Here is a 2,822-nt window from a genome sequence, read left to right as displayed (position 1 = left end):
CGCTGGCGCCGGCGCCCAGGTTGACGTCGCGACAGCTCAGGCCCGTGATCTCGGAGACTCTCAGGCCGGTTTGGACGGCAAGCAGGATCAGTGCCCGGTCTCGTCGTCCTTCCCAGCGGGACTGGTCGGGGGCGGCGAGGAGGGCGTCGACCTCGAGCGGGGTCAGGAATGTGACGAGGCGTTTGTCGAACCGCTTGGGTGGGATGGCCAGGACACGTTGGATGAGCAGCGCGTGCTCGGGGTGACGCAGAGCCGCATATGAGAACAGTGAGCGCAACGAGGTCAGTCGCACGTTGCGGGTCCTGATGCTGTTGTGTCGCTCGCGTTCGAGGTGGTCCAAGAACGCCGAGACCATGGGGGCATCCAGATCTTCCCAGTCGAGCCGGGCGGGCAGCTTGCCGGTCTGTTGGTGCACGAACCCGAGGAACAACCTCAGGGCATCGCGGTAGGCCGCGATGGTGCGGGGGCTGACCTGACGCTGTTGGGCGAGCCGATCGGTGAAGAAGGACTGTAGTGTCGGCGCGATCAGCGTCATGGCCGACCCCCGGAACGGGCCGTCGACCATGCGGTGTGCTGGCGTTCGGCGGCCAGGGCGAGGAGTTCCGGGGCAGCGGAGAGATACCAGTAGGTCGACGCCGGTTCACGGTGACCGAGGTAGGTCGACAGCGCCGGGATCTTCGCCTGCACGTCCTCGTCTGCGCGATACCAGCCCAACAGGGTGCGGACCGCGAAGCTGTGCCTGAAGTCATGCAGCCTCGGCGGGCTGGGTGCATCCTTTCCGATGCCCGTGTTGTCGATGAGCTGCCGGAACACCGACTGGACCACGGCATAGCACAGTCGCTGCCCGGTCATCGAGACGAAGAAGCTCGGTGCCTTCGCTCGTGGCTGGAGGTCATCGCGCAGACGCGCGTAGTCGACCAGGGCCTGCATGCTGCTGTCCTGGAGGGGGACCATCCGGGACTTCCCGAACTTCGCCTCCCGGATCAGCAAGACGCCTTGGGCCCAGTCGACGTCGGTCCGGTCGAGTTTGATGGCCTCTCCGATTCTCAGCCCGCTCACCGCGAGCAGCCCGATCAGGGTGCGGTAGGTCGCCGCCCTCAACGGTGAGGCGATCGAGGATCCGGTCTGGTCCATCACCGCCTCGATCTCGGCCAGGGAGTAGATGAACGGTCGGCGCCACCGTTGCCGGTGGGGCATCAAGCCCAGCGGTGGGACCTCAGTGTCGGCATGGATGCCCGATAGGTAGCGGGCGAAGCCACGTGCTGCGGTCAGCCGTCGGGGCCCGATCGTGGTTTCCGTCCTGGCCTGCTGCGCCCAGGCCAGTGCCGCCTTAACGGTGACCGTGTGCGCTCCGTGTGCGTCGAGGTAGGCCACGAACCCCGGCAACAGCCAGGCAGCCTCGGCCAGTTCGTGTCCCAGCGAGCCACGCAGCGTCAGATAGTCGGCCAGGTGCTGCTCCAGTGCACTCATCGGGCTGCTCCTGGCCACGGCAGGGCAACCCGGCGCAGGGCACCGAGGTCGACCTTCGCATAGAGGGCAGTGGTGGCCAGATCCTGATGGCGAAGGACCTGGCTGATCGCCACCAACCCAGCACCTCGGCGCAACAATTCACCTGCCAGGGCATGCCGAAGCCGGTGTGGCCCCACCGCCCGCAGGCCGACGCGGATGCAGGCTCGCTCGACGACATCGCCGACCAGGTCAGCACGGATCGGTCCGCGAGGGGCACGACATGTCAAGAACAAGTGGCGGGCACCCTCGGGTTCGTGGCCGTCGGCCAGGTAGGCGACCAGAGCCTCGCCCACCTCCACCGGCAACGGCAACCGGTCTTGCCGGCGTCCCTTGCCGCGGACCACCAGTTCCCCGACCCGCCAGTCCACGTCACCCAGTTCCAAGCGTGCGACCTCGATGGACCGCAGCCCGAGCCGGGCGACCAACATGATGATCGCGTAGTCCCGGATACCGACGTCGGTGCCACGATCACAGCCATCGAGCAGCGCCTGGACGTCCGTGGTCCGCATGGCCGCTGGTGGCAGGGCAGCCAGCCGCCATCCCCCAACCGGAGGCACCGCGGTCCCCAACTGCAACGACGTGACCCCTTGCAAATACAAGAACCTCAACACAGAGCGCAACTCGGCGACCCGGCCCTTGGTCGAGCCCACACAGACGCGGCCACCCTCGCGCAGCACGAACGCGTTGACGTCCGCCCCTGTCAAGGCTTCCGGGACGAACACTCCACCGTGGGTTGCCTGCTCAGCCAAGAAGCGGCGCGCGGTGTTTTCATAACGCAGCACCGTGGTGGCAGCCAGGTCGCGCTCATTGACCATCCATGTCCGGTACTGCTCGAGCAGCACCTCTGTCGGCGACGCCACAGGCTGCGGTGCGGCAGCGATGCCGCACTCTCGCATAAACCGCAACAACGGCACCATCGCCCGAGGACCCAGCACCCGGTGATGACCGGCCACTCGCAGAGCAACCCTGAATGCCTCGATCCGCTCCTCGTCGAGTTGCCCAGCCACCAGCCCCTCAGCCGACAGCCACCGTCCGAGCTGGCCCAGGTCGTTGAGCATGTTGCGGATCGTGCCCGATGTGTAGCCCTGCCCCGTCAACCAGGCCCGATAGCCCTCCACCTGCGGGCCCAACACGCCCGGCTTCCTCCGAGTCCCAGACATAGCCTCCGCCTCCTCCGTGGAAGCACCGTGCTCCCCTCAGGAGACTCCACCCGGCCCGTAACTATGCCGACACCGCCCAGCAGTCACAGGGCGAAAAGCCCACCGCGGAACCGATGGTGACCAGTCCACAGCACAACCCTCGGCATAGTCGCG

3 protein-coding genes are annotated in these 2,822 nt (G+C 66.9%); all 3 read right to left on the bottom strand.

Going from position 1 to position 2,822, the window contains the following annotated elements; all coding sequences use genetic code 11:
• Positions 1 to 535 (bottom strand): site-specific integrase (locus L0H79_RS21825; protein WP_301486862.1); only part of this gene is annotated, 535 nt, incomplete at its 3' end.
• A complete protein-coding gene (locus L0H79_RS21820) occupies positions 532 to 1,470 on the bottom strand; it encodes a tyrosine-type recombinase/integrase (RefSeq protein WP_301486861.1) in 939 nt (312 codons plus the stop codon). The genes L0H79_RS21820 and L0H79_RS21825, both read right to left, overlap by 4 nt.
• A complete protein-coding gene (locus L0H79_RS21815; protein ID WP_301486860.1) occupies positions 1,467 to 2,642 on the bottom strand; it encodes a site-specific integrase in 1,176 nt (391 codons plus the stop codon). The genes L0H79_RS21820 and L0H79_RS21815 overlap by 4 nt, the downstream gene beginning before the upstream one ends.
• Positions 2,643 to 2,822 lie beyond the last annotated feature (180 nt).

It is taken from the genome of Intrasporangium sp., from assembly GCF_030452765.1.
GTDB lineage: Bacteria > Actinomycetota > Actinomycetes > Actinomycetales > Dermatophilaceae > Intrasporangium_A.
This window is presented reverse-complemented; position numbering and strand designations above follow the sequence as displayed.

Bases quoted from the DNA above. Each gene is read 5' to 3' on its own strand.
- L0H79_RS21820 (WP_301486861.1), bottom strand. From the start codon at position 1,470: ATGAGTGCACTGGAGCAGCACCTGGCCGACTATCTGACGCTGCGTGGC.